The sequence below is a fragment of the Acrocarpospora pleiomorpha genome, assembly GCF_009687885.1.
GTDB lineage: Bacteria > Actinomycetota > Actinomycetes > Streptosporangiales > Streptosporangiaceae > Acrocarpospora > Acrocarpospora pleiomorpha.
The window spans coordinates 1-23,695 of record NZ_BLAF01000026.1; the positions used below are offsets into that span (position 1 = coordinate 1).

Here is a 23,695-nt window from a genome sequence, read left to right on the forward strand (position 1 = left end):
GGCTGGCTCACCGACACCCCCACCCACCACCCCGAATCCCGCGCCTACTTCCGCCTGGCCGAACCCCAGGACCCCGACCCCTACGTCCTCGCCCTGGCCGTCGACGCCCTCCCCCCGGTCGCCTTCTCCGCCGGCCTGCGCGGCTGGGCCCCCACCGTCGAACTGACCTGGCACCTCCGCGCCCTCCCCGCCCCCGGCTGGCTCACCATCCTCGCCTCCGGCCGCCTCATCTCCGACGACTGGTTCGACGAGGATGTCGAAGTCCACGACTCCACCGGCCGCCTGGTGGCCCAATCCCGCCAGCTTGCCCGCGTCGGCCGAGGCTGAAGAGAGGCCGAGCTGCGGTGGCTGGATGCCGACGTCCAGCCACCCGCTCGTGAGCCTCCTGCCTCAGCTCTGTGCGACCAGCCGGTAGGACTGGGCGGCCGTGCCGTTGCATGAGTACTGGACGAGTTGGACCCCGTCAGCGGTGGACGCGGCTGGGACGTCGAGGCACTTGCCGCTGTTGCGGTTGACGAAGTGGTAGTAGCCACCTCCCTCGGACACCGGCTGCCACTGCTGGTTGTTGCCGCCGCCGTAGGTCCAGGTTTGGATCGGGGCGTTGTCGGCGGTCGACACGTTGGTCACGTCGAGCGCCTGGGCGCTGTTGCCGCGGTTGTTGACGCGCACGAAACCCCCGCTGGTCGGCGCGAACTGGTACTGCTGAGCGTTGGTCGCGTTGCAGGTGTACTGCTGGATCGCGGTTCCGTTGGTGGTGCCGGCCGCGCGGGCGTCGACGCACTTGCCGCTGCCCTTGTTGACGACCGAGTACCACGTCGTTGGGGAGATCGGCTCTGGTGCGGGCGGTGTGGTGCCGCCCGCGCCGCCCAGCCAGAGCAGGCCGTTGATCAGCCACTGGTTCTGCTGGGCGCTCGCGAAGGTCGACGATGTACGCGTGTTCGTGGAGTAGTTCATAGCGTTGTGGCCGAAGTTGGCGTACAGCATCTTGTACTTCGTGTTGGTCCACATGACTGGGTAGAAGCCGCTGCGCCACTGCTGGTTCGGGTCGCTGCCGACCGGGAAGCTGGAGGTGTCGATCGACGCCAGGATGTCGATGTCGGGGTTCTGCCGCAGGTCACGGCTCCAGGAGTACCACTCGCTCACCGAGGACTGGATGGTCGCCGGTAGTCCCGCCGTGGACGGGTGGCCGCGGTCCTCGATCTTCAGGGTCTCGGCGGTCGGCCCCCAGGTGTTCGTCTGGAACGCGCCCGAGCCCAGCAGGGTGTTGTAGTACCAGTTCCATGAGCTGGGGTTGGTGGTGAACGCGCTGACGTGGAAGCCCATCCAGGCGCCGCCGTTCTGCATGTAGGTCTGGAACGCGGCCCGCTGGCTCGCGGGCGGGGCGTCGTCCAGGAACATGATGACCTTGTACTGCGCCAGGCCCGCGGCGCTGAGGCGGCTCCAGTCGGTCGTCGCCTCCCAGGTGAAACCGTGCTGGGCGCCGGCCGTGGGGAACCATTCCCTGGCCTCTTTGTCGAAGTCGATGTGGGCGGCGTCCCAGGTGCCGTTGTAGAAGGCGAGCACCTTGAACGGGGCGGCGGCCTGCCTGGCGACGGCGCTGGTGGCGGGGCTGACGGTGAAGCCGATGGAGGCCGCGACGGTGATGCCGAAGAGCGCGGCGAGGGAGCGTTTCACGAAATTTCTGGGCACAGGGGATCCTTCAGCTGGGGGAGTGGCTGGTGCCGAGAGTGATGGCCGCCGGTGCCTTGGCCTGCCATTGCGTACGCGCCGATGGGCGACCGCGCCTCCGTGCCAACGTGGGGACGGCGGAAGCCTTCAGAGCCTTCCTTAGGAAAGTTTACTAAAAATAAGCCTTGGTTGAGGCTACGATCAGCCCGGGTCCGCTGTCAATGCCGGGGTCGGGACGGTGTGGGAGACGTGTCAGAGACTCGGCACGTCGAGATCATGGCGCTGATGCGCACGAAATGGCGTGTCCCGGTCCTGCTACGTTGGTTCGCCACGTCAAGGGCTTGGGCTCTAACGAGGGGTGCGGTCCCAGGCCGGGTAGCCGGCTGATGCTGCCTACGGCGTAGGTGCTCTAGCGAGGGGTGGGGTCGGGCCAGAGTTCGGCTACCAGTTCTGGTGGAAGGAGGGGGCGGACGGAGACCTCGCCGGTGTGGCGGTCGATGACGATGCAGGCGCCGCCGACGGTGTCGGGTAAGACGGTGGGGTCCCCGGGGGTGGGTTCGCGGGGCCAGGCGACGTAGCCGGCGTCGAAGGTGTAGACGCCGATGTCGAGCGGGTGGGGGCGGCCGCCGTTGAAGTAGTCCTCGGCCAGGGCTCGTGCGCTTTCGGGGGTCATCGCGCGTGCTCCGGGTGTGGGCGGGTCAAATTCGCTGGCCGGTGTGGTCGATGATGACGCAGAAGACGCCGGTGACGTTCTCGTAGGGGGGTTCGACGGCCATGTGGCCGCGCTGGGCGTCGATCCAGAGGACCTCGCCGCCGGAGTTGACGGCGTTCCAGGCGTGGCTGCCGCCGTTGGGCCAGCGGGTGATGAGCATGGCGGCGGCACCCTGGCCGCCCGTGAGCAGGCGCTGGGCGATGGTGGAGTAGGCGCGGCGGCCCTGGCCCAGATACTCGAACCGATGACCCAGCCACTGTTCGGCCCTGGCCACCCCGCCGGTCTCGCCGGACAGCACGGGCTTGCCCGCGCGGTCGTATTCGGGCTGGCGCGGCGCCGCCACCGCGGGCTCGCCATGCCAGGTGGAGAGGACGGCGAGGGCACAGTCGATCGCGTTGGTGGACCGGAAGGGATCCTCCGTCGGACCCTCCGCGTTGATCAGCCGGATCCAGGTGCCGCGCGGATCCGGGAAGCGCCCGGCCGCCGCCTGCAGCAGGTCCTGCTGCGTCTGCGGGTCCGGCCGCGCCAGACCACCCGCGGTCCCGTACGGCCTGACCTCGTCCAGGCGGGGCGGACGGCACCCACGATCGAACCAGTCGTTGTCGACACCCGAGCTTCGCGGGAGGGACGGACGCTCATCCAGCGTCGGGGCCGGCGTCTCGGCGGCATGCTCGTAGTCACGCCAGCGGCGGCCATCACCCGTGACGACGGGGTTGTAGACGCCGCTCGGCAGCCGCCACCGCGACTGTCGATCGGCCATCCCCCTGAAAACCAACTGCAGGCCCCTCCCCCTCAGGATGCCGATCGTAGAGGCCCTTCCCGTCTGGTAAGTCGCGTTTCCCAAATCCTGCCGTACCGCTGGCCAACCCAAGAACCGACCGCCACACGAAAGACCACGCGTTGGCATACCCGCGAGCAAACGGATCCCACCAGGACGAAGGCGCCGGTCGGAGGACCAGCCGGCTCGATGCTGTGCGCCTCAGCATGGGCGATTGCTTGGGGGAGGAGGCCTGGGGGAAGAGGCGGTGCCAACCCGAGTCGGAGGCAAGGGCGTCATCGTGAGCTGGGGTCTGGAGGAAGCTCGAGGCAAACCCCGCACCTAGGGACACGAACCGAGTCTGAGGCTGGACGGCTTGAGCGAGCTGCGCGGAATGGCTGACTTCCGTGGGGACGGAAGGTCAGTCGGACGGCTAATTGGCTCGGCGTTTGCTGCGTGGGTGGTGGGTTTCGCGGGGACGGTGGGGTCGGATGGTCGATTGGCTTGGCGCTTGCTGCGTGGGGTGGTGGCTTCCACAGTCGGCGTCGTCACCGGTGCGGTGGGGAGATGGAAGCCGTCACAGGGCGTTGAGAACAGCAGGGGCGGCTCGCCGTTCTCGCCTTCATGCATGGCGGCCCGGGAGACGGGTTTGATGGAGCTGCGGTAGATCTTGGCGGTCGTCCCCGGAGAGAGATCCGGCCGCTGTCCCTGCGGGAGCGGCGAGCCTGCGGCGTGCCAGAGTCGCAGCAATTCCATTTGGACGGATAGTGGTCGGTCGGGTGGGCGACTGGTTGGTACGTGCGGGCTGGTTAGACGGCTTCCATGAGGACGGAGGGGTAGCCGGTTGCGCCGTTGGGGGCGGGTGGGGCGCCGTTGGCGGTTTGGGTTTGGCCGGTGCCGTCGGTGGCGCGGCAGCGGATGGTGTGGAGGCCGGGGGTGAAGTCCCAGTCGATTGCCCACTGGCGCCAGGTGTCGGGGCCGGGGACTTCGGCCAGGCGGGCGACGCGCCAGTCGCCGTCGTCGACCTGGACCTCTACCTTTTCGATGCCGCGGTGCTGGGCCCAGGCGACGCCGGCGATCGTGTTGCGGCCGGGTTTGACCTTGTTGCGGGGGAGGTCGATGCGGGAGCCGGTCTTGATGGGGCCCATGGCGGACCAGCCTCGGGGGGTCCAGTAGGCCTCGTCGAGGTCGTAGCGGGTGACCTTGATGTCGGTGACCCATTTGGTGGCGGAGACGTAGCCGTACAGCCCGGGGACCACCTGGCGGACGGGGAAGCCGTGGGAGACGGGGAGGACCTCGCCGTTCATGGCGATGGCGAACAGGGCGTCGCGGCCGTCCATGACGATGTCGATGGGGGTGCCGCAGGTCCAGCCGTCGCTTGAGGTGCTGAGCAGCATGTCGGCGTTGGCCTGCAGGCCCGCTTCGCGCAGGACGTCGGCCATGCGCACGCCGAGCCATCGGGCGTTCCCCACGTAGGGGCCGTTGACCTCGTTGGAGACGCAGGTCAGGGTGACGTCGGCTTCCATCAGCGGGCGTTTGATGAGGTCGTCGAAGGTGATCTCGATGGGTTTGTCCACCATGCCGTGGATGGTCAGGGTCCAGCTCTTGGGGTCCACGGCGGGCACGACCAGGGCGGTGTCCACGCGGTAGAAGTCGTGGTTGGGGGTCGAGAAGGGGGACAGGTTCGGGATCTTGAAATCCACTCCGGCGGGGAGGGGCGGCAACGGCGTGGCCGCGGTCGGCAGTGCCTTGGCGACGGCTGTGCGGGCGCCGGATACGTCGTTGCGGCCGGAGAGGAGCTGGCCCGCGATCCCCGACACACCGGCGACGCCCACGCCCATGCCGACACCGGTCAGCAACCGACGCCTGCTGAACGCGTGCAGCTCGGAACCCGAACGCATCACGGGCGGCATTTCCGCTCTATCGGAATCGTCATGCTCCGCCGCTGCGCGCGAATCATCATGTTCCGCGGCTGCGCGTGAATCATCATGTTCCGCGGCTGCGCGTGAATCGTCATGTTCCGCTGCGGCGTCGGATTCCGCCGCGGCGAGCGCTTCGGCGCGTTCCGACTCGGCCCACGGGGGTGGTTCCAGCCGCCGGAACAGCGAGGACAAGGTCATCGCCCCGGCTCCGGCGCCGATCAGGGGCGGCAGGATGGCCAGGGGCCCTGCCTCGGCTCCGGTGAGGACGGCGAGCATGCCGACCAGGCCGAAGAGCCACAACCCGGCCACGCCGAAGCCCACCCGGCGGCGGGAGAGCACGCCGAGGCCGGCGGCGATCAGGGCGACGACGACGAGGATGCCGCCGATGAGCACGTTCTTGTCGTTCTCGCCGAAGGTGCGGATCGCCCATTCCTTCAGCCACAACGGCGTGTTGTCGACGGCGGAGTTCCCGACCGCGATGATCGGCGAGGTCCCGCCGAAGACCCCGGCGACGAGCTGGGCGATACCGAGCGCGACGGCTCCGGCCGTCACCCCCGCCAGAGCGGCCGCCCAGCCGGGCGGGCGAGTGCGTGGTTCCACACTCCAGACGCTACGCCTACCCAGCGACAGAAGATCTTACGAGCGGGTTACGAGGCGATCGAGATCCCCGCCGGCTCCCACATGAAACGACAGCCAGGACACGGTGGTTCTCCCACCCACCCAGCCCTTTTGTTTTCCCTCGGGCTCCGCCCGACCCCGCCAGCGCCGTGGTGTTTCCGCGAAGACGTCCAGGGTGTTTCTGGGAAGGCTCCCACGGTGGCTCTCCCGCGAAGGCTCTCACGGTGGCTTGCGTGAAGGCTCTCACGGTGGCTTGCGTGAAGGCTCCCACGGTGGCTCTCAAGCGAAAATGCCAGGTCAGGAACCGAGGACCTCGATGATGACCGGGATCAGGGCGCGGAAGGATTTGCCCCGGTGGCTGATGGCGTCTTTTTCGGCGGCCGGCATTTCGCCTGTGGTGCGGGTTTCGCCGTCGGCGACGAAGATGGGGTCGTAGCCGAAGCCGTTGGTGCCACGGGGCTCGCGGATGATCGTGCCGTGCATGATGCCGTCGACCACCCGTTCCTCGCCTGAGGGCAACGCGAGCGCCGCCGTACAGGTGAAATGGGCCTGGCGGCGGTCGTCGGGGACGTCGGAGAGCTGGGCCAGGAGCAGGGCCAGATTGGCCTGGTCGTCGCCGTGGCCGCCCGACCAGCGGGCCGAGAAGATGCCGGGCATGCCGTTCAGGGCGTCGACGCAGAGGCCGGAGTCGTCGGCGACCGCGGGCAGGCCGCTCTCCTTGGCCACGGTGTGGGCCTTGAGCAGGGCGTTCTCCGCGAAGGTGAGGCCGGTCTCGGCGACTTCGCCGATCTCGGGGAACGCCTCCAGGCCGACCAGATCGATGGGTACGCGCGCGTCCGCCAGAATCCGGCGGAATTCGACGATCTTGCCCGCGTTGCGGGTCGCCAGCACCAGACGTGTCATTCCATCCCCAAAAAGAAGCCAGACCTCAATGATCGGGCTCGCGCGCGCTCAGGCCAAAGCGATTTTCTGCAGCTCGGTCAGCTGGGCGCAGCCGGCCGCGGCCAGGTCGAGCAGCTCGTCCAGCGTGTCCCGGTCGAAAGGAGCGCCTTCGGCCGTGCCCTGCACCTCGACGAACGCGCCCTTGCCGGTCATGACCACGTTCATGTCGGTTCCGGCCTTCACGTCCTCGACATAGCAGAGGTCCAGCAGCGGCGTGTTCCCCACGATCCCCACCGAGACGGCCGCGACCGAGTCGACCAGCGGATCGCCGGGGCACATGCGCTTCTTGCGCATCCAGGAGACCGCGTCCACCAGCGCCACATACGCGCCGGTGATCGCGGCGGTGCGGGTGCCGCCGTCGGCCTGGAGCACGTCGCAGTCCAGGATGATCGAGTTCTCGCCGAGCGCCTTGTAGTCGACGCACGCGCGCAGCGAGCGGCCGATCAGGCGGGAGATCTCGTGCGTCCGGCCGCCGATCTTGCCGCGCACGGATTCGCGGTCGCCGCGGGTGTTGGTGGCGCGGGGCAACATCGCATACTCCGCCGTCACCCAGCCGAGACCGCTGCCTTTGCGCCAGCGCGGCACCCCGCTCTCCACCGTCGCGGCGCAGAGCACCTTCGTGCCGCCGAACTCGACGAGGACCGAGCCTTCGGCGTGGGCGAGCCAGTTCCGGGTGATCGTGACGGGCCGGAGCTGGTCGGGCGTACGTCCATCAGAGCGAGCCATGACCTTCACCCTAGGTCATAGACCGCACCGCTTCTGGCCAACTCCAGCCGCCCGGTGAAGCCCGCGGTGGCGGCTTCGGACAGAATGCGGTCCTGGTCGTACCAGGGCACGAGGTGGGTCAGCACCAGGCGGTCCGCCCCGGCCTTGGCGGCGTGCTCGGCGGCTTGGCGGCCGTTGAGGTGCAGGTCGGGGGTGAGATCGGGAAGATCGAGGAACGACGCCTCGCAGAGCAGCACGTCGGCGTCCCTGGCCAGCCGGACCAGCTCGGCGCACTCGCCGGTGTCGCCGGAGTAGGCGACCGAGCGGCCCCCGTACGAGATCCGGAATCCGTAGGTTTCCACTGGATGGTTCATCAGCGCGGTGGTCACCTCGAAGGGGCCGATCTGGCGGCGGTCCGGGGTGAGGGCGTGGAAGTCGAAGGCCGACTCCAGGGTCGGCTCGTCGGGCATGCCGTAGGCGCGGTTGAGGCGGCGGGGGGCGTCGGCAGGGGCGTACACGGGAATGCGGGGGAACGGGCCGCCGGGGCTGTAGGTGCGCACGACGTGGTAGGAGCACAGGTCGAGGCAGTGGTCGGCGTGCAGGTGGGACAGGCAGATGGCGTCCACCTCGTGCAGGCCGATGTGGCGCTGGAGCGCGCCGAGAGCGCCGTTGCCGAGGTCGACCACCAGGCGGAAGCCCTCCGCCTCGAACAGGTAGCAGGAGGCGGGGCTGTCCGGCCCCGGGAAGCTCCCCGAGCAACCGACGATCGTGAGTCTCACTGAGACCTCCCATTTCCGGAAACGTCCGCGATCGTGGGTGCGTCGCCGATCGTCGCCATCTCGACTGCCTGGATCTCCGGCCCCAGGAACCTCCGCCCCAGTCGCGCGAACGGAGCCGGATCACCGGTCGCGCGGAACCGGTGCCGCGGCACGTCCGCGGACCGGTTGAGCCCCCGATCGTGCAGCACGCGGTAGACGTCCTTGGCGGTCTCCTCGGCGCTGGACACCAGCGTCACGTCGTCCCCCACGACATAGGAGATGGCCCCGACCAGCAGTGGATAGTGGGTGCAGCCGAGGATGAGCGTGTCGCAGCCCTCCGCCAGCACCGGCGCGAGGTAGTCCCGCACCGCCTCGATCAGCTCGTCGCTGTCGGTCTCGCCCCGCTCCACGAACTCCACCAGCCGCGGCGCGGCCACGCCCACCAGCCGCACGTCCGGCGCGGCCGCGAACGCGTCCTGGTAGGCCATCGACTCGATCGTGGCTCGTGTCCCGATCACCCCCACCCGCCCGTTCCTGGTGGCCCGCACCGCCCTGCGGGTGGCCGGCTGGATCACCTCCACCACCGGCACGTCGTAGCGCTCCCGCGCGTCCCGCAGCACCGCCGCGCTGGCACTGTTACATGCGATGACCAGCATCTTCACCTGATGTTCGACCAGGTGATCCATCACCTCCAGCGCGTAGCCCCGGACCTCCGCGATGCTCTTCGGCCCGTACGGCTGGCGCGCGGTGTCCGCCACATACAAGATCGACTCGTGCGGCAACTGGTCGATGATCGCCCGCGCCACGGTGAGCCCGCCGACACCGCTGTCGAAGATGCCAATACTTCCGTGCAACATGCTTCCCAAGGTTAAGGGACCACCCCCGGGCGCTCCCGGTAAGAATCCTCAGAACCGTGTGTGTTTGCCCGAACCGAGGAACGCCCGCCCTCAGGGGTTGAGAGCGGGCGGGGGACCTCAGGTGCTCGCGAGGGAGTCCACGATCGAGGCGCGGGAGGCGCGGCGGGCGGGGAGCAGGGCGGCCAGCACGCCGGCCAGGCCGGACAGGACCAGGAAGAGCAGGATCAGGTCGGCGGGGGCGCGGAAGAGGATGTCGAACGGGAGGGTCTGCATGGCGGCCCACCCGAAGACGACGCCGAGGCTGATGCCGATCAGCGCGCCGATCAGGCCCAGCAGCAGGGCTTCCAGGGAGAGCATGCGGCGGAGCTGGGGTCGGGTCAGGCCGAGCGCGCGGAGCAGGGCGGATTCGTGGGTGCGTTCGTGGACGGACAGGGACAGGGTGTTGGCGATGCCGAGCACGGAGATGAGGATGGCCAGGCCCAGCAGCCCGCCGAAGATCATGAGCATCATGTTCAGGGCGTCGTCGAACTCGCCGCGGATCTCGGTCGAGCTGACCACCAGCGCGGTCGGGTACGGCTGCGCGATCGCCTCCACGGCCCGGCGCGCGACGTCGGGAGCGACGCCGTCCTTGGCGTTCACGTAGACGGCCGCGTCATCAAGAGCGCCGAAATATCGGTCGAATTCCGCCTGCGGAATGGTGATGGAGGCCAGGTCGCTGGTCTCCGGGTCGAAGGTCGCGGCGATCTTCAAGGTGACCGTTCCGGCCTTTTCGGTCTTCAGCTGGATCGTGTCGCCCACCTTCCGGCCCAGGTGGCGGGCCGTGCCGTCGACCAGGGCCACGGCGCCGGGGCCGAAGCCGTCGAACGAGCCCGTGGTCGCCTGCGGCCGGAAATCCGGCGATGCCGGGAAATTTCCTACCTGGAAGTCCCGCGTGCCGGAGCCTTCGAGGCTCGCCTCGACACGCTGCATCTGGATGACCGAGCCGACTTCGGGGCTCTGGCGGAGCGCGGCGGCCAGGGCGCGCGGGATGCGGGACTCCGAGCCGCGCTGCTCGGAGATCATGTAGTCGACCGGGAACTGGGCGTCGAGCTGGGCGTTGATGGTGGCCCGGGTGGTGGTGGTGATCACGGAGATCAGCGTCATCAGGGTGACGCCGATGGTCAGCGCCACGGTCGTGGTCGCCGCGCGCTTGGGGTTGCGGCGGGCGTTGTCGACGGCCAGGCTGCCGGGCACGCCGAACAGGCGGCGCGGGAGCCAGCCGACGAAACTCGCCAGCGGGCGCATGATGACCGGGCTGAGGATGAGCACGCCCAGGAAGAAGAGCGCGCCGCCGCCCATGATGACGATCAGTGCCTCGTCGCCGCCGTCCATGGTGACTCCGGCGACGGTGACGCCGGTTCCGGCGAGGAGGAAGAGGGTCGCGAGGATTGTCCGTACCAGACCGGCTTTGAAGGTTTGTTCTTCCACCTGGGAGCGGAGGGCCGCGATGGGGGCGACGCGGGTGGCGGCGCGGGCCGGGAGCAGGGCGGCGCCGACGGTGACGACCAGGCCGATCACCACGGCGAGGATGATCGTCCGGGGGGCGAGGGAGATGGCCGCGCCGCTGGGGACGGGCGCGTCGAGCAGCTCCAGGCCGGCCATCGCGCCCGCGCCCAGGCCGAGGCCGAGCAGGAGGCCCAGGCCGGAGGACAGGATCGCGACGACCACGGATTCGAGCAGGATCGAGCCGAATATCTGGGCGCGGGTCGCGCCGATGCAGCGCAGGAGCGCCATCTCGCGGGTGCGCTGCGCGACCAGGATGTTGAACGTGTTGTAGATCACCAGGGCGGCCACGAACATCGCGATCAGGCCGAACAGCAGCAACATCAGGGTCAGGTAACTGGTTTCGACATTGCTCTGGGCGGCCAGCTCGTCGGCCACCTGGCTGCCGGTTTTCACCTCGTAGTCCGCGCCGATGGCCGCGGCCACCGCGTCTCGCAGCCGCGCGGGGTCCGAGCCCTCCGCTCCGGCGACGTCGACTTCACCGAAGCCCTTGGCGCCGGTCATGCGCTGGGCGGTCTCGGTGGTGAAACCGACCGCGCCGGTGTAGGCCAGATTCTGGTTCACGCCGGTGTCGAAGAGCCCGACCAGGGTGAAGTCGTTCCTGGCGCCCTTCGCGTCCAGCACGGTGATGGTGTCGCCGACCGCGAAGCGCCTGGTCTTGGCGGTGTTCTCGTCCAGGATCGCGTCGGTCGGCCGAGCGGGGAAGTCGCCACTGGTGACGATGACGCGGTTGAGCGAGCCGGTGGGGACGGAGACGGCCGTCGTCGGGAAGTTGCCCGCCGCCTTGCCGTCCCGGCCGAGCAGCGGGGTCGGGCCGCTGAGCAGCCCCTGGGCGTCGGCGACGCCGGGGACCTTCCGGATCCGCTCCAGCACGTCGGCGGGGATGGTGGGTGCTTCCTGAGCCTTGGGGTTGTCCTTCGGCGTGACCGCGACGCTGATCTTGGCGGCGTCGGCGGTGAACTTCTGCCGGAAGCCGACCTCGATCGTGTCGGTGAGCACGAACGTTCCGGCGATGAAGCCGACGCCCAGGGTGATCGCGAGGGAGGTGAGCAGGAGCCGGAGTTTGTGCGCTCGCAGCCCCGCCAGGGTGGTTTTGAGCACCGGTCAGGCCTCCAGCTTCAGCAGCGTGTCGAGCACGGTCTGCGGCGTGGGCTCGACCAGCTCGCTGACCATCAGGCCGTCCCTGAGGAAGATCACCCGATCGGCGTAGGAGGCGGCGCCCGGGTCGTGGGTGACCATCACGATCGTCTGGCCGAGCTCGCGGACCGAATGGCGCAGGAACGCCAGCACCTCGGCGCCGCTGCGCGAGTCGAGGTTGCCGGTCGGCTCGTCCGCGAAGATCACCTGAGGCTTGCTGATCAGCGCCCGGGCCACGGCCACCCGCTGCTGCTGCCCGCCGGACAGCTCGCTCGGCTTGTGGGAGAGCCGGTCCCGCAGCCCCACCGTGTCGATGACCCGGTCGAACAGCACCTGATCCGCCTGCCGTCCGGCGATCTCCAGGGGCAGCCGGATGTTCTGCTCGGCGGTCAGCGTGGGCAGCAGGTTGAAGGCCTGGAACACGAATCCGACTCGTTCCCGGCGCAGCAGCGTCAGCTGCTTGTCGGACAGGCGGGTGATCTCGGTGTCGCCGACGGTCACGCTGCCCTCGGTCACCGTGTCGAGCCCCGCCAGGCAGTGCATGAGCGTGGACTTCCCCGAGCCGGACGGCCCCATGATCGCCGTGAACGCCCCCGTGGCGAAGTTCACGTCGACCCCGCGCAGCGCGTGCACAGCCGCGTCGCCCTGCCCGTATATCTTGGTCAGTCCCTTGGCCACGACGGCGTGCCGGACATCGGTAGTAATCGTCATGCCAGCAACGCTAGGGCCCGCTACCCGGCGAATCCTCGGCCCTCGGGACGGGCTCGGACTGGTCCTCGAGGAGCCTTCTGCGGGGGGTGGTGCGACTCCTGAGGTAGCCGGAGATCAGCCTTTCGGCCGACTGGTGATCAGGCCGCTCTCATACGCGTACACGACGGCCTGGGCGCGGTCCCGCAGTTCCAGCTTGGCCAGAATGCGGCCTAGATGCGTCTTCACGGTGGCTTCGGCCAGATGCAACTGCCCCGCTATCTCCACGTTCGACAGCCCGCGGGCGACATGCAGGAGCACCTCACGCTCCCGCGCCGTCAGCAGCCGCGCGTCCCGCGTCGGCCTGGCCTCATTCGGCAGGTACGCGACGACGAGATCGAGCAGCCGCCGGGTCGTGCTGGGCGCGACGACGGCGTCGCCCGCGTGCACCGAGCGGATCGCGCTCAGCAGATCATCGGGCGGCACGTCCTTCAGCAGGAACCCGGACGCGCCCGCGCGAATGGCCGCGAAGGCATACTCGTCCAGGTCGAACGTGGTCAGGATCAGCACCTTCGGGGCGTCGGGCTCGGTGAGGATCAGCCGGGTGGCCTCGACGCCGTCCATCCGGGGCATGCGCACGTCCATCAGCACGACGTCCGCGCTGACCTCACGGAGCGCCGCCACGGCCGCGGCGCCGTCGGCGGCTTCCGCGACGATCTCGATGTCCGGCTGGGCGCCCAGCACCATCCGGAAGCCCGCGCGGACCAGTTCCTGGTCGTCGACCAGCACGACGCGGATCATGCGGCTCCCTCGCGAAGGCCCGCCGGGAGCCGTGCGACCACGAGGAACCCGCCGCCGGTGCGGGGGGAGGCGTCCATCGTTCCGCCGTACATGGTGACACGTTCCCGCATGCCGATCAGCCCGTGACCGCCTTCGCTCACGAGGGCCGCCGCACCGCGCCCGTCATCGACCACCCTGATCACGATCTCCCGTCCGCCGGCTTCCACCCGCACGTCCGCCCGGGCCCGCGGCCCGCCGTGTTTGAGGGTATTGGTCAGCGCTTCTTGAACAATCCGATAGATCACCAGCTGCTCGCCCTCGGGCAGGCCGGACAGGTCGCCTTCGACGGTCATGTCCACAGGTAGGCCTGATTCCCGTACTTGCCGGACGAGTTCCTCCAGTTGCCCCAAGCCCGGCTGGGGCTGATAGTCCTCCGTTACGGCCGTGTCGTCCCGCAGGACGCCCACCAGCCGCCGCATTTCGGTCAGCGCCTGCCGCCCGGTGGCGGAAATGGCCTGGACCGCCCGGCGTGCCTGCTCCGGATCGTTGTCGATCGCGTAGCCGGCGCCGTCGGCTTGTACGACGATCACGCTCACGTTGTGCGCCACCACGTCGTGGAGTTCCCGGGCGATCCGGGCCCGCTCCGCGGCGGTGGCGATCAGCGCCTGCTGGTCCCGCTCCCGTTCGGCGCGTTCGGCTCGTTCCTCCAGGCCCTGGACGTATCGCTGCCGGACATTTGTGTAAATGCCGCCGATCCAGATCGCCAGCACGAACACGGACGCGTTGAGGAACACCTCCAGCGTCAGGTCGTTCCAGGCCCGCAGGGCCAGGTAGGTGCCGAACTCCGCGACCACGCCCGCCGCGATAGCCCACTCCACCCGGCAGCGGGCGGCGACGCCGTACATGCCCACCAGGACCGCGAGATTCGCGGGCAACGGCTCGATCCCCGCCAGCCACTGGACCAGGCTGATCCCCGCCACCCCCGCGAACACCGCACGCGGGTGGTTTCGCCGCCATACCAGCAGGCCCAGCAACATCACCGAAAGCGCGACTGCTCCTGGCACACCGGGCCGCGCGCTCGACGCCGACAACGGATTATCGACGTACTCCGGCACCGCGGCCAGACAGAACAACACCAAGGGCGCGATGGTGACCAGGTCCACCACCGCACGATGCCGCCGCCCCCAGGCCCGCAGTCTGCCGAACATGCCCCCACGATATGTATGGCCTGCTCAATCGCGGTCCGCCTCAGGACTGATTCGCGAGTACGACTCAGGTCGCAGATCTCGCTTACACGCCCCTTACGACTTCTCCAGCATCATCATTTACGGGAACGCCCCTTGGGGTAGGTAAAGGGATACGAACTGATGGTGGAACTCGAGAAAGGGTCGCGCGGTGCCAGGACACACCGCGCGACCCGCCCACCACACCAATGACCACGGCGGAGTCACTCCGAGGCTGCTGCGGGCCCCGGAGTCGACTCCGCCGGCCAGTTCCCCCGGATTCCCCAATCACGGCTGACACGATGAACCCGCGTCCGAAGCAGCCGACGGGTGGCTGTTGGCGCAGGCGATGAACAGGTAATCTGTCAAAACGCCAGAATATCCTGGCTGTTTGACAGTAATCTACTGAGCGTGATCGACCCATCACGCGCGTGCCTGCTGGAGGATCCCGGCATGCAGCTGCCACCGCCTCCTATCTTTCCGATTTTCCGCTCCCGGATCACCTGTGCCGTGTTGACCCTCACCTATGTGAGCGACCACGAGCACTCCGTCAGCGAGTTGGCCGAAGCCACCAGCACCGACACCGGCACCATGGCACGCGAGGTCTCCCGGCTCGAGCAGGCGGCCATTCTCACCAGCCGCCATGTCGGCCGCACCAAACTGGTTCGGCCCAATCGCGCCGCTCCGTTCTACCAGCCGCTCCTTGACCTCGTCACGATCACCCTGGGCCCGGCACAGGTCCTGGCCGAAGAACTGGCAGGCCTAGATCGGATCGAAGAAGCCGCGGTCTTCGGCTCCTGGGCCGCGCGCATGCAGGGGGAACCCGGCCCGGCACCGGTTGATATCGACCTGCTCGTTGTCGGTCGTCCTGATCGCGATGACCTCCACGACGCCTCAGCCCGAGCGGGATCGCGGCTGGGCCGCGCGGTCAACACCGTGATCATCAGTCGCACGCGATGGGAGGCCAACGAAGACGGATTCATCCGCGAGCTTCATACGCGCCCGCGCGTCCCAGTCCTGATCCCCGCTTTGGATGGCCAATGATGAGCTGGCCACGTGGCCGGGAAGAAATCATTGGGATACTGCAACGCCGAGAGCTCACCCAGGTCGTCGCGGACGTCCCTCTCGCCGAACGCCTACTCGCCACCGCCCGCCAGCACTTGGTCAGCGCCGAAGTCCTCGCATCCACAGACGCGTAGGACGCGGTTCGGAAATCACTGGCGGCCCTTCTGCAGATCCAGGGTCTTCGGGCGACGGTGACTGGAGGCCACCTCGCCGTCCAGCATGCGGCCCGTGCCCAATTCGGCGCATCTATGGGAGCGATTCTCCGTCCCATCGACCGTATTCGCACGACTCGACATGAGATCGAATACCCCACCACCACGACATGGATCGACGAGGATAGCGTTCGCGACGACCTCCCGACAGCCGTCGCCGTAGTGAACGCCGCAGACAAGGCACTGCCCCATCTCACGGTATTTGTGCTGTGAAATCGCGTTCATTGGCCATGACATAACGCCGTTATCGCTTATTGGCAGCCTGGATGAACATTTCGGTGAGCCGGACGCTCGCATTGATCACGGACGGGTTGCGAGGTTGCTCGAACATGTGGTCTTGGTGGGATCGTTCGGAGGTACCGTTATTGGGTACCATTGCTGCATGGAACTTCGACTTCGGTTGCCGGATGAGGTCCATGCGCGGTTGCGTGTAGCGGCCGATGAGGATGGCAACAGTCTGAACAGCGAGATCGTCATCGCGATCGAAGAGTATCTGGCTCGTCGGCAGGAGAGTGCTGTGCGGGCCATCGCGCGTAGGGTCGCCCAGCGTGACGCCGAGCTTCTGCACCGGCTCTCACAGTGACGGTTTTCCTCGCGATGACGGATGTCCTGGCGATCGCGGAGGAGATCCTTCCCTCGGTCGGTCTGCGCGACGGCGGGCAGTTGCACGCGGCCGTCTTCCGGCCGCAGACCAGCTTGTACGGCGAGGACGCCTACCCCGACCTGTGGACCAAGGCGGCCGCCCTCATGCAGAGCCTGATCATCGGTCACCCCCTGGTCGACGGCAACAAACGCCTGGGCTGGACTTCCGCCGTCGTCTTCCTGGAACTGAACCGCCAGATCTTGACCGGCACGAACACCGATGCCGCGGAGGCGCTGGTGATCGCCGTCACCACCGGTGAACTCGACGATGTCAGCGAAATCGCCAAGAGACTTCGCGACCTCAACGCCGGCGACTGATCCGGCGAGTTACGCGGGAGCCAGCGCCGCGGTCATGGTGGGGACGTCCTGGTATTCGCGGAGCTGGAGAACCTGGCCGTTTCGTACGCGAAGGATCATGACGAAGGGCGCGGTGGCCTGGTGGCCGGTGGTCGTGTGCGTGCCGGCGATGGAGTATTCCGCGATGATCACTTCGGGGTCGCTGGTGTCGTGGATGACGAGGTCGCGGAACTCGTCGAACTGGACGGGCAGAGTGGCGCGGGCGCTGGCGAGGGTGAGGAATTCGGCGCGGTTCAGGCGCGGGCGGCCGGGGTTGAACGGGAGTTCGACGATGGCGTCATCGGCGAAGAGGTGATCGATGCTGCCGTTGGTGAGGACGGCCTCCTGCCAGGCGGCGAAGGTTTCACGTGCGTTCATGGGGGACCTCCGGGCATATAATCGGACTCGTGACTCCGATTAGAAGATACGGAGTGATCGCTCCGTTTGTCAATGGATAGGCCACTGCGCGCCGACGCCCGGCGCAACCGTGACCGCGTGCTGGCCGCGGCGGACGCGGTCTTCACGGTCAAGGGCCTGGCCGCCTCAACCGAGGAGATCGCCCGCGAGGCAGGAGTCGGCGTCGGCACGGTCTTCCGGCACTTCCCCACCAAGGAGACCCTCCTGGAGGCCGTCTTCCTGGCACGGGTACGACTCCTGGCAGCCAAGGTCGACTCCCTCACCCCCGGGGGAGCAGGCCCGGCGTTCTTCGCATTCTTCGCCTACGCCGTGGAATCGGGCGACATGTACGCCGATGTGTTGGCGGCAGGCCGCACCGGCGAGACGCAGGTCGGCCGGGAACTGGCGGACGCGCTGAGCGGATTGCTGGCCCGCGCTCAGCAGGCGGGTGCGGTGCGCGGCGATATCAGTCTCCCTGACCTAATGGCCCTATTGGCGGGCGCGGTACATGCCGCCGGCCACGCGGCCCCCTCCTCACGCGACCGTCTACTCACAGTGATCACCGACGGACTCCACCCCTGATGATCGGCTGGGACACCGACACCATGACGACCACCCGGTTCAGTTCCCCGGAGATCCGTTCCATCTGCTTGATGGAACCGTGGCACGCACGAACGCCGTGACGAAGACCTGGTCCTCGACGTTGTTCGTGGACCCAACGATCGTTTACTCGACGACGGCACCCGCGCTGGCAACCTTCTCGGATGTGGGGGGTCGAGACTTGAGTACTCGAATGGGTTTCGCGGTGAGATTTGCTTGGTCCGGTGCCAGCACCGGAGTGTCATGTCACGGAGGCTTGGGCTGATTGCCGATGAACGAGTCCGCCGCCGTAGCCACGCTTCTTCTGATGCTGGCCATAAATTGAGGGCCTTTTCACATGGTTGTGAATTCTTCGCCCTCGCTCTGACGGCCATAGATGGCTGCGGCGATGTGGATGAATGAGCGGATGAGTGGGTCGGTGTTGGTGTTTTTCCAGGCGACGATGACGTGGCTGGGTGGTATGTCGGTGAGGGGAATGGAGGTGAGTCCGTCGGGAAGGGCGTGGGCGAGTGGGGTCAGTCCGATCGTGCCGTTCCAGAGGACGCCCTGGAGGCACTCGTGGACGGTGCGTACTACGGGGCCGTCTCGGAGTTCACCGGTGGGTGTGGTGCCGTTCCAGTAGGCGCGCCAGAGGGGGTCGGTTCCTTCGGGCAATTGGAACCATCGGCGGTCAGCGAGATCGCTTAGTCGCAGGGTGTTGCGGCGGGCAAGTGGGTCGTCGGTGCTCAGGACTACGCCGACGGGGTCGGAGCGCAGTACGTAGGTGCTGATGCCGGTGTCGTCGAACGGTGTACGGGTGAGGGCGACGTCGACAAGACCTGCGCGGAGCCCTGTTGTCGGGTCGGTGAGGTCGGCTTCTCGGATGTGGACGTGGACCCCGGGGTGGCGCCGGCGGAAGGCGGCGGCAAGCCGTGTCCCGGCATGTCCGGCATTGTCGGCGAGGGTGCCGACAGTCATGGTGGCGCCGCGGGCTGCGGTGGCAACCCGGGCGCGTGCCTGTTCGGCCTGCTCCAGTAGCGTGCGCGCCTCGTCGTAGAGCGCGGTTCCAGCGACGGTGAGCGTGACTCCCGTGGCTGAGCGATGCAGCAGCACGGCGCCGAGATCGACCTCCAACCGCTTGATGGCTCGGCTCAGCGGCGGCTGGGTCATGTGCAGACGGACGGCAGCGCGCCCGAAGTGGCGTTCCTCGGCGACGGCCACGAAGTAGCGCAGCAGACGTAAGTCCATCACCAGCAACAATACCCGAGCGGTATCGGGTGTGTGGAATCGGTGTTGGACGCCTCGAACAACCCCGCGATGGACTGGAAATGACTCGATCGGCCGCCGGTGATGAGCCACCCAGCGGCGGTCCTGACTTCATGAGGAGTGCCAATTAATGGCCGAATACCTATACCCGGAACCTGTTGTGCGGATCACAGATGCGCGGGAACTCGCTCGCGATCTGGTGGTGATCCCGAACCGGGGTGTGCAGCTGGTGCCGAACATCGGCATCATCGGTGGCACGCATTCCGTGCTGGTCGTCGAGACCGGTTTGGGTCCCCGCAACGCCGAAACCGTGCTCAAGTTCGCGGCCGATTACGCGGGCGACCGCAAGCTATACCTGACCACGACGCACTTTCATCCCGAGCACGCGTTCGGCGCGCAGGTGTTCACCGAGTTCGCGACGTTCCTGATCAACAAGGCGCAGGCCGAGGACCTGGCCACCAAGGGCGCCGGCTACCTCGCCATGTTCGGCGGCCTCGGTGAACCGGTCGCCCGGCAACTGGAGGGCATCGAACTGCCCACTCCGGACCTCGTCTACGACAACTCCTACGACCTCGACCTGGGCGGCCGCGTGGTGCAACTGCGCGCCACCGGCCGGGCACACAGCAAGGGCGACCAGGTGGTCACGATCCCCGACGCCGGGGTGATGTTCACCGGCGACCTGGCGGAGGCCGGACAGTTCGCCATCTTCCCGTGGTTCCCGCCCCACGACACCGACGTCTCCGGCATCCGCTGGATCGCGGTAATGGAGCAGCTGGCCGCCGCCGACCCTCAAGCGGTCGTCCCCGGCCACGGCGACATCGGCGGCCCGCAACTACTGGCCGACGTCCACGACTACCTTCAACTGCTACGCGACGAAACCTGGCTACGCCGGGACTCGGCCATGAGCGAGGAAACGATCATTGAGGAGGTCACAGCGCTGATGATCGAGCGACACCCCGAATGGGCCGGCCGGGAATGGCTCGCGCCGGGCATCGGCTGCCTGTGCGCCGAACACCCGGCATGACTAGCCCGGTCTCAACGAAGCCACGATGATCACTGCCCTGACGATGCGAGGCCGGTGATGAGATGCCCGACATCGTCGACGCCCTCGTCTGTGGCCGCGATCACGCCAACCAGACCCCGCGGCCCCGTGAGGGTTCGGGTTGCGACACGTTGGTGAGCTCGTTCTCGGTCGGGAGTGAGTCGGACATTGGCTTACATCCTCCACGGGTGGTTACAGCAGGACTGGCGCTGGCATAGGGCAGTAGGGGCCGCTACCCGTGGTGTGAACACCTACATCCGGCGTTCGGGAGAGTCGGGATGTGTGGTGATCCCAACGTCACATGGCCCGGCTTGACTTGCCGGCGGACTCACGGGCGGCCGAACCGGATCGCGGATCTACGGGAACCGGGCACAGCCCGTTGACAATGAGGGTGCAGACGTCGGTCAGTAGGCGGTCGTGATTCGGGCGTTGCCATTCGGCAACGTGGGCAGGGTGGTGGAAAGCGGTCGTGGCCTGGAAGATGGCGCGGGCGGTCGCAGCCGGGTCTGTACTGGCGAAGGCCCCGGCCGCAACACCATCAGCGACGATCTCCGCCAATCCGCGAACCAGCGCCGAGATGTGTTCGGCGGTGGCAGTACTGTTCTCCTCGAGCAGGACGCGGTACGTGGCGAACAGTTCGGGATCGATAATGGCGGCCTTGACTTTGGCGTGATGCAGTGCCATCAACCACGCTGTCAACCGCTGCGCCGCTGACTGGCGGGGGCTACCTGCGAGGGCGACCGTGTCGTCGTAGACACGGGTCAGCCAGCGGCGGGCGACAGCTTCGCGAAGGGCCGCCTTAGACGGGAAGTGCCGATACACGGCGGCGTGGCTGACGCCGAGCTGACGAGCGACATCCACCACGGTCGCCTTCGCCGGGCCGTACCGGCGTAGAACATCCTCGGTCGCACGCATGATCGTCTCCGCGTCCAGGGCGGCCATCTCGTGGTAATCCTCTCGTATCGCCGCAGGCCGCAGCTTATGCAGCCGTGGCCCGCGGCGGCCATGTCATCGCTCGCTGTCGAGCGTAGCCATCTGCGGCGCGGCGTACCGCTCACCTGCCACGGCGTCAGCGGGCACGGCCTCATCCATTGCGGCCAGTTCGTCATCGGTCAGTGTCAGGCCGGCTGCGGCGATCGCGTCGGCGATCCGGTCGGGCCGGCTGGCGCCGACGAGCGCGACAATCTCGTCTCCGCGAGCCAGCACCCACGCGACAGCGAGTTGTGCGACCGTGATGTCGCGGGCGTCGGCGAGCGGGCGTAGGCCTTCGACCAACGCCAGGTTGGCGTTGAGGTTGTCGCCATGGAACCGCGGTAGGTGCGCGAACTCGCCGCCGCCGGGCCCGGCGTAAGCGCCGGTCAGCAAACCATGCGCGAGGACGCCGTACGCGGTGATACCGATTCCCAGCTCGCGGCAGGTGGCCAGAATCGAACGCTCGATGCCGCGGCTGAACAGCGAATACTCGATCTGCAGGTCGGCTATCGGATGTACTGCGTGAGCACGGCGGAGGGTTTCCGCGCCCACCTCGGAAAGGCCGATATGGCGTACCCACCCCGCTTGGACCATCTCGGCGATCGCCCCAACGGTGTCCTCGATCGGGACCGCCGGGTCGAGCCGCGCCGGACGGTAGATGTCGATGTAGTCGGTACCGAGACGCTGCAACGAATACGCCAGTGCACTCTTCAGGTATGCCGGCCGCGCTTCCATCCCGACGAAACGCCCGCCCGGGTCCCGCAAGGCCCCGAACTTGTCGCTGATCACCATGCGTTCTCTGTCGCCGGCACGCAACGCCTGCCGGATCAGCCACTCGTTGTGGCCGTTGCCGTAGAAGTCGCCGGTGTCCACGAGCGCCAGACCCGCGTCGAGCGCGGCCCGGATCGTGGCCACACTCTCGGCATCACGAGCAGGGGTCAGTGAACCGAAGGACATGGGACCACAGCCAAGCCCCACGGGCGCCACGAGAGGCCCTGCATGTCCAAGTTGTCTCGCATCCATGCGATCAACCGTAGAGCCGCACGGTTACAGATGTCAAAATCTGTAATTCCAACCCACCGGCGCCGGTCGACACGACCGCACCAGAGGGATCACCGCGCAAGTCACGCTGCTGCGCGATGGTGGCATCACTGCATGCGAAGAAGGCCACCGCCTCCCCAAGTGCTCGCCGCCCTCCCTCGCAGACCTTGATGATCAAGACCTCGACACCAGCTACCTGGCCTCGATCCGAGACCGCATCCAGGAGATCATCAGCACTCCACAGGAGCGCAAGACGATGTGCGAGGCCCTACTGGCCGAACTACGTATCGATGGGCAAACCGCTACACCGATCATCAACGTCCCGCTCAGCTGGGACGACATCCCCGCAAGCCTCCAAGTGGACGTGCCGACACCGCCGCAGAAGCGGTTCGCGTACGTCTACCGAAGTGGAGCTAACGCTCGCTTACTCGACCACGGCAACCGCGCTAGCAACCTTGGGGGCGTGGGGGGCTGTGCCCCCCACAGCGGGGGGCTCGGGGGGTCGTCCCCCCGTGTAACGCGAGGAGGCCCGCGGGAGCGAGCTCCGCTCGCGACCACAGACCTCCGCCTTCGAGTGGGGCTGGCGGGACTCGAACCCGCACCGGCATGATCCTAAGTCATGTGCCTCTGCCAATTGGGCCACAACCCCATTGTTTAGTTATTGGGAATTCGGTATTTCTGGACCGGGTCCCGGGTGTCACCCATGTTAGCGGGTGGTGGCTGGTGGGAGGCACCCGGTTTTCCGGGGTCAGGAAATGTCCAGGTCCTTTAGCAGGCGGGCGACGTGGCCGGTGGCTTTCACGTTGTAGAGGGCCTTTTCGATTTTGCCCTCGGGGTCGATGACGAACGTGGAGCGCAGGACGCCGGTGATGGTCTTGCCGTAGTTCTGCTTCTCGCCGTAGGCGCCGTACGCCTTGTGGACCTCAAGGTCGGGGTCGGAGAGCAGGGGGAAGGTCAGGGCGTCGCGTTCGGCGAACTGCTGGAGCTTGGCGGGCTTGTCCTTGGAGACACCGAGGACGGTGAGGCCGTGGCCGGTCAGCGCGTTCAGGTTGTCGCGGAAGTCGCAGGCCTGTTTGGTGCACCCGGGGGTCATCGCGGCGGGGTAGAAGTACAGGATGACGCGTTTGCCGCGGAAGGACTTCAGCGAGACCTCTTCGCCGCCGGCGTCGGGCAGGATGAAGTCCGGCGCGGCGTCGCCGGGCTCGAGTTTGGTCTGGCTCACTTCGCCTCCGCGTGGCGTGCTCTGGAATTTCCGGGTCGCGACGGCAACAAACTACCGGGTCGGGCGGCGTCCGGGGACCGTACCCGACCTGCCACACTGATCACAGACGAGACAACAGGAGGGGATCGTCATGGCGGACACCGATCCCGAGGCGCTGGAGCGGAAGATCGAGCGCACCCGGACGGAGCTGGCGCGCACGGTCGACGCCATCGCGGACCGGGTCAGCCCCAAGCGGGTCGCGGAGCGCAACGTGGCCAGGGTGAAGGCGCAGGCCGAGCATGTCGTCACGACGATCGGCGACTTCGTGGGCGGGGGAGCGCAGCGGCCGAACGGGGCCGGACGTGGGCTGGGCGCCACGAGCCCGGTCGCGAACGGGGCCGCGCCCGCCGCGGCGAACGGGGCGGCGAGTCCCGGCGAGGCCGAGGGCTGGGAGGACGAATACCCGCCCCCCAACATCGCGCCCATCCTGATCGGCGTGGGGGTCGCCCTGGCCATCGGGGCGGCGATCGTCATCATGCGCCGCCGTCGGCGGAGGTAGCACGCCACCAGCGCTATCCGGCGCCGTTCGCGTGTGTACGGCTTCTCGCCGCACCGGCACCCAAAAGGGTCCCATC

Annotated in this window: 26 protein-coding genes and 1 tRNA gene; 7 read left to right on the plus strand and 20 right to left on the minus strand. The window is 67.7% G+C overall.

Going from position 1 to position 23,695, the window contains the following annotated elements:
• Nucleotides 1–327: thioesterase family protein (locus Aple_RS22930; RefSeq protein ID WP_170321625.1), on the plus strand; the 327-nt coding region annotated here is incomplete at its 5' end.
• 63 nt (nt 328–390) lie between these two features.
• Here the strand turns inward: Aple_RS22930 and Aple_RS22935 are convergent.
• The 12 genes from Aple_RS22935 to Aple_RS22990 all read right to left on the minus strand — a co-directional run bounded on the left by Aple_RS22935 (nt 391) and on the right by Aple_RS22990 (nt 14,293).
• Nucleotides 391–1,689 (minus strand): ThuA domain-containing protein, encoded by a 1,299-nt coding sequence (locus Aple_RS22935; protein WP_155346735.1) that lies wholly within the window; start codon nt 1,687–1,689, stop codon nt 391–393.
• A 388-nt stretch (nt 1,690–2,077) separates the two neighbouring features.
• Nucleotides 2,078–2,341 (minus strand): SUKH-4 family immunity protein, encoded by a 264-nt coding sequence (locus Aple_RS22940; protein WP_155346736.1) that lies wholly within the window; start codon nt 2,339–2,341, stop codon nt 2,078–2,080.
• 25 nt (nt 2,342–2,366) lie between these two features.
• The gene (locus Aple_RS22945) at nt 2,367–3,140 is read right to left on the minus strand and encodes a toxin glutamine deamidase domain-containing protein (protein WP_155346737.1); all 774 of its coding nucleotides are present in this window, start codon (nt 3,138–3,140) and stop codon (nt 2,367–2,369) included.
• An 806-nt stretch (nt 3,141–3,946) separates the two neighbouring features.
• Nucleotides 3,947–5,659, minus strand: coding sequence for a molybdopterin-dependent oxidoreductase (locus Aple_RS22950; protein WP_155346738.1), 1,713 nt, complete (start codon nt 5,657–5,659; stop codon nt 3,947–3,949).
• A gap of 315 nt (nt 5,660–5,974) precedes the next feature.
• Entirely contained in the window at nt 5,975–6,580 is a 606-nt protein-coding gene (gene rdgB / locus Aple_RS22955) for an RdgB/HAM1 family non-canonical purine NTP pyrophosphatase (protein WP_155346739.1), read from the minus strand.
• A gap of 48 nt (nt 6,581–6,628) precedes the next feature.
• A complete protein-coding gene (gene rph / locus Aple_RS22960; RefSeq protein ID WP_155346740.1) occupies nt 6,629–7,345 on the minus strand; it encodes a ribonuclease PH in 717 nt (238 codons plus the stop codon).
• A 5-nt stretch (nt 7,346–7,350) separates the two neighbouring features.
• Nucleotides 7,351–8,103, minus strand: coding sequence for an MBL fold metallo-hydrolase (locus tag Aple_RS22965; protein ID WP_155346741.1), 753 nt, complete (start codon nt 8,101–8,103; stop codon nt 7,351–7,353).
• On the minus strand, nt 8,100–8,939 hold the full coding sequence (gene murI / locus Aple_RS22970; RefSeq protein WP_155346742.1) for a glutamate racemase: 840 nt from the start codon (nt 8,937–8,939) through the stop codon (nt 8,100–8,102). Before murI ends, Aple_RS22965 begins: the two co-directional genes overlap by 4 nt.
• Nucleotides 8,940–9,056: 117 nt before the next feature.
• Nucleotides 9,057–11,582, minus strand: coding sequence for an ABC transporter permease (locus Aple_RS22975; RefSeq protein ID WP_155346743.1), 2,526 nt, complete (start codon nt 11,580–11,582; stop codon nt 9,057–9,059).
• 3 nt (nt 11,583–11,585) lie between these two features.
• On the minus strand, nt 11,586–12,329 hold the full coding sequence (locus Aple_RS22980; RefSeq protein ID WP_155346744.1) for an ABC transporter ATP-binding protein: 744 nt from the start codon (nt 12,327–12,329) through the stop codon (nt 11,586–11,588).
• Between the two features lie 114 nt (nt 12,330–12,443).
• A complete protein-coding gene (locus Aple_RS22985; protein WP_155346745.1) occupies nt 12,444–13,106 on the minus strand; it encodes a response regulator in 663 nt (220 codons plus the stop codon).
• Nucleotides 13,103–14,293 carry a sensor histidine kinase gene (locus Aple_RS22990; protein ID WP_155346746.1) on the minus strand — a complete coding sequence of 397 codons (1,191 nt, stop codon included), beginning with the start codon at nt 14,291–14,293 and terminating at the stop codon, nt 13,103–13,105. The genes Aple_RS22985 and Aple_RS22990 overlap by 4 nt, the downstream gene beginning before the upstream one ends.
• 426 nt (nt 14,294–14,719) lie before the next feature.
• On the opposite strand from Aple_RS22990, the gene Aple_RS22995 reads away from it, so the two are divergent.
• Nucleotides 14,720–15,352 (plus strand): ArsR family transcriptional regulator, encoded by a 633-nt coding sequence (locus tag Aple_RS22995; RefSeq protein WP_155346747.1) that lies wholly within the window; start codon nt 14,720–14,722, stop codon nt 15,350–15,352.
• A gap of 170 nt (nt 15,353–15,522) precedes the next feature.
• Here the strand turns inward: Aple_RS22995 and Aple_RS53370 are convergent, their stop codons facing one another.
• Nucleotides 15,523–15,810 carry a hypothetical protein gene (locus Aple_RS53370; RefSeq protein ID WP_218038479.1) on the minus strand — a complete coding sequence of 96 codons (288 nt, stop codon included), beginning with the start codon at nt 15,808–15,810 and terminating at the stop codon, nt 15,523–15,525.
• Nucleotides 15,811–15,967: 157 nt separating this feature from the next.
• Between Aple_RS53370 and Aple_RS23000 the strand changes: the two genes are divergently transcribed.
• Nucleotides 15,968–16,168 carry an Arc family DNA-binding protein gene (locus Aple_RS23000; protein WP_155346748.1) on the plus strand — a complete coding sequence of 67 codons (201 nt, stop codon included), beginning with the start codon at nt 15,968–15,970 and terminating at the stop codon, nt 16,166–16,168.
• Nucleotides 16,169–16,182: 14 nt separating this feature from the next.
• The gene (locus tag Aple_RS23005) at nt 16,183–16,545 is read left to right on the plus strand and encodes a type II toxin-antitoxin system death-on-curing family toxin (RefSeq protein WP_155346749.1); all 363 of its coding nucleotides are present in this window, start codon (nt 16,183–16,185) and stop codon (nt 16,543–16,545) included.
• A 9-nt stretch (nt 16,546–16,554) separates the two neighbouring features.
• Here Aple_RS23005 and Aple_RS23010 read toward each other — a convergent pair whose 3' ends face one another.
• On the minus strand, nt 16,555–16,941 hold the full coding sequence (locus tag Aple_RS23010) for a nuclear transport factor 2 family protein (protein WP_155346750.1): 387 nt from the start codon (nt 16,939–16,941) through the stop codon (nt 16,555–16,557).
• Between the two features lie 72 nt (nt 16,942–17,013).
• Between Aple_RS23010 and Aple_RS23015 the strand changes: the two genes are divergently transcribed.
• Nucleotides 17,014–17,541: a TetR/AcrR family transcriptional regulator gene (locus Aple_RS23015; RefSeq protein ID WP_155346751.1), complete on the plus strand. Its 528-nt coding sequence runs from the start codon at nt 17,014–17,016 to the stop codon at nt 17,539–17,541.
• A 351-nt stretch (nt 17,542–17,892) separates the two neighbouring features.
• Here Aple_RS23015 and Aple_RS23020 read toward each other — a convergent pair whose 3' ends face one another.
• Nucleotides 17,893–18,786, minus strand: a complete 894-nt coding sequence (locus tag Aple_RS23020; RefSeq protein ID WP_155346752.1) for a LysR family transcriptional regulator — start codon at nt 18,784–18,786, stop codon at nt 17,893–17,895.
• A 148-nt stretch (nt 18,787–18,934) separates the two neighbouring features.
• Here Aple_RS23020 and Aple_RS23025 point away from each other — a divergent pair, with 148 nt between their 5' ends.
• Nucleotides 18,935–19,828, plus strand: a complete 894-nt coding sequence (locus Aple_RS23025) for an MBL fold metallo-hydrolase (protein WP_155346753.1) — start codon at nt 18,935–18,937, stop codon at nt 19,826–19,828.
• Nucleotides 19,829–20,143: 315 nt separating this feature from the next.
• Here Aple_RS23025 and Aple_RS23030 read toward each other — a convergent pair whose 3' ends face one another.
• From Aple_RS23030 to bcp, 5 genes are all read right to left on the minus strand, one after another.
• Nucleotides 20,144–20,788 carry a TetR/AcrR family transcriptional regulator gene (locus Aple_RS23030; RefSeq protein ID WP_155346754.1) on the minus strand — a complete coding sequence of 215 codons (645 nt, stop codon included), beginning with the start codon at nt 20,786–20,788 and terminating at the stop codon, nt 20,144–20,146.
• Nucleotides 20,789–20,854: 66 nt separating this feature from the next.
• Nucleotides 20,855–21,841 (minus strand): aldo/keto reductase, encoded by a 987-nt coding sequence (locus tag Aple_RS23035; protein ID WP_155346755.1) that lies wholly within the window; start codon nt 21,839–21,841, stop codon nt 20,855–20,857.
• A gap of 4 nt (nt 21,842–21,845) precedes the next feature.
• Nucleotides 21,846–22,037, minus strand: coding sequence for a hypothetical protein (locus tag Aple_RS23040; protein ID WP_155346756.1), 192 nt, complete (start codon nt 22,035–22,037; stop codon nt 21,846–21,848).
• A 397-nt stretch (nt 22,038–22,434) separates the two neighbouring features.
• Nucleotides 22,435–22,508: transfer RNA gene (locus Aple_RS23045), tRNA-Leu, on the minus strand.
• Nucleotides 22,509–22,607: 99 nt separating this feature from the next.
• The gene (gene bcp, locus Aple_RS23050) at nt 22,608–23,081 is read right to left on the minus strand and encodes a thioredoxin-dependent thiol peroxidase (RefSeq protein ID WP_155346757.1); all 474 of its coding nucleotides are present in this window, start codon (nt 23,079–23,081) and stop codon (nt 22,608–22,610) included.
• Between the two features lie 130 nt (nt 23,082–23,211).
• On the opposite strand from bcp, the gene Aple_RS23055 reads away from it, so the two are divergent.
• The gene (locus Aple_RS23055) at nt 23,212–23,619 is read left to right on the plus strand and encodes a DUF3618 domain-containing protein (protein WP_155346758.1); all 408 of its coding nucleotides are present in this window, start codon (nt 23,212–23,214) and stop codon (nt 23,617–23,619) included.
• Nucleotides 23,620–23,695 lie beyond the last annotated feature (76 nt).